Origin of the sequence: Zooshikella ganghwensis DSM 15267 (assembly GCF_000428585.1) — a bacterium.
Classification (GTDB): domain Bacteria; phylum Pseudomonadota; class Gammaproteobacteria; order Pseudomonadales; family Zooshikellaceae; genus Zooshikella; species Zooshikella ganghwensis.
The window spans coordinates 1-3,037 of the sequence record NZ_AUAF01000286.1; the positions used below are offsets into that span (position 1 = coordinate 1).

Annotated in this window: 2 protein-coding genes and 1 pseudogene; all 3 read left to right on the forward strand. The window is 41.0% G+C overall.

Going from position 1 to position 3,037, the window contains the following annotated elements:
- Positions 1-1,298, forward strand: a 1,298-nt coding sequence (locus F607_RS35005) for a hypothetical protein (protein WP_038292375.1), incomplete at its 5' end; no start/stop codon positions are given.
- Positions 1,291-2,304, forward strand: a complete 1,014-nt coding sequence (locus F607_RS0125920) for a hypothetical protein (protein WP_027710332.1) — start codon at positions 1,291-1,293, stop codon at positions 2,302-2,304. The genes F607_RS35005 and F607_RS0125920, both read left to right, overlap by 8 nt.
- 244 nt (positions 2,305-2,548) lie before the next feature.
- Positions 2,549-2,887, forward strand: a pseudogene (locus F607_RS31990) (N-acetylmuramoyl-L-alanine amidase); the annotation flags it as partial.
- Positions 2,888-3,037: the final 150 nt, after the last annotated feature.

The window sequence follows — 3,037 nt, forward strand, 5'->3', positions numbered from 1 at the left end:
TGCTGGGTAATCATGGACAGGGACATTCCTGGGGAAGTGCTTGGAATGGTACTAAAAGCATCATGTTACCCACGTTTTTAGCGATTACCAATATTTTGAATGCGTTTTCGACGTTGGAAGATTCAGCCCATAAGGCTCAACGATCTGGATTAGACTGGAGTGAGATTGGAGCCGATATGATTGGGGCTTTTACAGCTACTGCATCAGTAGGTGTAGAGCTTTGGCGACATAGTATTGAAGGAGGGATTGAGAGCGGAAATCCTTTTTTAGTGAATAAGCTTGGCAAGGTTGTTATTTTATCAACTTTAGGTATGAGCGTTGTTGATGGAATAGGCGCAGCGATTGATAACATAAAAAAAATTAAAGAAGTTAAAGAAGCACTAGAGGATGATGACTATGTGGCTGCAGCCGGTAATGCCACCTCCATACTGGGAAACACGTTTGTACTGGTTGGTGATGTCCGGCAGGGGTATTACGCTTTTAAAGCGCTCGAATATGCTCGTTTGCATGGTATGAACTATGGTGCAGCACTTGCTCGCTTTGCTGGACCTATTTCCAGTGCGCTACCTTGGTTGTTGATGGGGGGCGTGTTGATATTGATCGGCGAAGCCATTTATGAAATTTATAAATCGCCTCCTATTATGGTATGGGTTGAGCGTTGTTATTGGGGTAGAAATACGCAAGGCTGGAGTCACCAAGAAGAGCAGCAGCAGTTAGCGGATGCTATTATGCGTCCACGTATTGAAGCTCAATATTATGTTGATAGTTATGTAAAAAATAAAAAATACGATCAACATCCTGAGTCAACTTTAACTCATAATATGGTGGATTTAACGATATCAATTCCAGGAATCAAGCGCAGCAGTTTTGTAGTACCTGAACAATCCGTACCTTCACAGCCGTGGGAATCCCCACTACAGATTGGTGTTGCTGCAACCAATTACTATCAAGAACAAGATATTACTTTTTATATGTTGAATACGGCCTCTGCAGAATTTAAAAGTAATATGTTGCAGCTCAAAATATTTGTTTCGAGAGAAGCATTAAGAAATGCAACCAGCTTAAGTTTTAAGTTAATTTCCAGGCCTGACATGGCTTATAAAGCGGTACAACAAGATAAAAACTATGTTCGGTATACCGTTAAGTTAGACAAGTTTCAATATGAGGATGATGATAAGCCTGGTATGGTACCAGCCCTTGAAGATAACGATACATTACCAGGAGAACAGAGTATGAAGCTGTTTTCAGTCAATGATGCCTGGTTAAATTATGCGGTAGATGGTGAACAAAATGTATAAGTTTTCTGATGTTGAACAGAGTGATGGAGTAACCTCACTGATAATGTCACCACTTCCAATATGGACGGGTTATAAGGCTGCAGACCCTTTAAAAGTATTAACAAGAAAAAATGATGTTTATATCGATATTGGAAGTGGTAATGCGAAGGAGGCTTTTGAGGTATTGTATGGAGGGTTTTCCATCGCTACTTTAGTACTTTGGGGTATTTATTTATTTTGTGTGTTACTTATTGAGCCTCAAAGTGGCTTTATTAATTGGAATTTAATGCCTGTCATTTTATTTGGTTGGGTATTAGCTTTTTGTATGTGTTCATCTTATGTAATTATTGCACATATTAAACATGGCAAAGAAAATATGCAGACCCGTTTTAATCGACAACGTCGAGAAGTGGCCTGGGTTGATGATAAAAAACAGCTACATCTTGTGCCTTGGGAATCGTTTAAAGCTTGGGTGAGTAGTGCAAGTACAATAGGGGATAGCATCGCGTATCGGAGTTCGCTATTTGGTATGGGTCCACCTGCACCTGATGATCCACATGGGTTTTTAGGCGTTTGGCGCATGCCATGTGGTACTGAGTTAGCTGGAATTATGCAATGGGAGTGTATTCGTTCATTTATGGAGTTAGGCCCTGATCATATCCCTGATGTGGATATGACTCAGCGAGATGCTACCTTGCACTATAAGAAACGTAAAAAACTGCGCCGCCAGGCTGAGTGGGGAGATTGGATTAAACAAGTGCTAGCAGACTGGTTTTTAGGGCGTTTTTGGGCATTTAAATATGCAGCTTTAAAAGAGCGGTTATATAGTGTTGAATTTTCACCGGAAGCTGATGAGTGGTCTAAACCGTTACCAGAAGAACAATGGGCTAAGCCTTCTGCTGAGCTGGTTGAACTCGAAAAAAAATGGCGGCAACGTTACAAACGTCGTGAAAAGTTTTTTGATATGGATCGTCGAATTGCTGAGGCAAAAGCTGAAGGACGCTATTATACGCCAGTTAATGAGTAGCAATTTCATATTTTTATTGGGGGATGTGAATGTCAAAAAACCAATAAGTCACAAATCGCCATCCCCAACAAATTGACACTTGATTACTAATTATATACCCTTATTTCTAGAGTTGGATAACCCTGCCTAAATGGCGGGGTTTCTTGTTTTTGACTCTTTTTTAATCAATTCTCTGTACTTCAAATCAAATTCTTAAAGCTCACTCCTGTGGGCTTTTTTTATGCCTGTAAGAAAGGAATTCACCATGAAGATTACTCAATTGGTTGTCCATTGTGCGGACACACCAAACGATAGAGATGTAACCGCTGAAGATATTCATCAATGGCACATTCAACGGAAATGGGCTGGGATTGGTTATCACTGCGTAATACGACGTAATGGGGTTATTGAGCAGGGGCGTCCTGATTACTGGGAAGGTGCCCATGTAAAAGGCTTCAACTCAACCAGCTTGGGCGTGTGCTTAATTGGTCGTGATCAATTTACGGATGCACAGATGCAAAGCTTGAAACGGGTATTACAAGAGTGGAAAGCGAAATATCCGAATACTGAGGTTTGTGGGCATTGCGACTTAGATCCCCATAAAACCTGTCCGAACTTTGATGTGAAAGGGTGGTGGAAAGCTGTTAGTCAGAAGGAATTAGCTATGTACAGGACAAAACTTTCAGGGAGTGCCGAAATACTGCCAGGTTAACACTTCCTTCTACTAGTACCCTGTGTAAGTAATCAAGCCCTA

Coding starts and splice junctions, on each gene's coding strand:
- F607_RS0125920 (WP_027710332.1), top strand. CDS start 1,291: ATGTATAAGTTTTCTGATGTTGAACAGAGTGATGGAGTAACCTCACTG.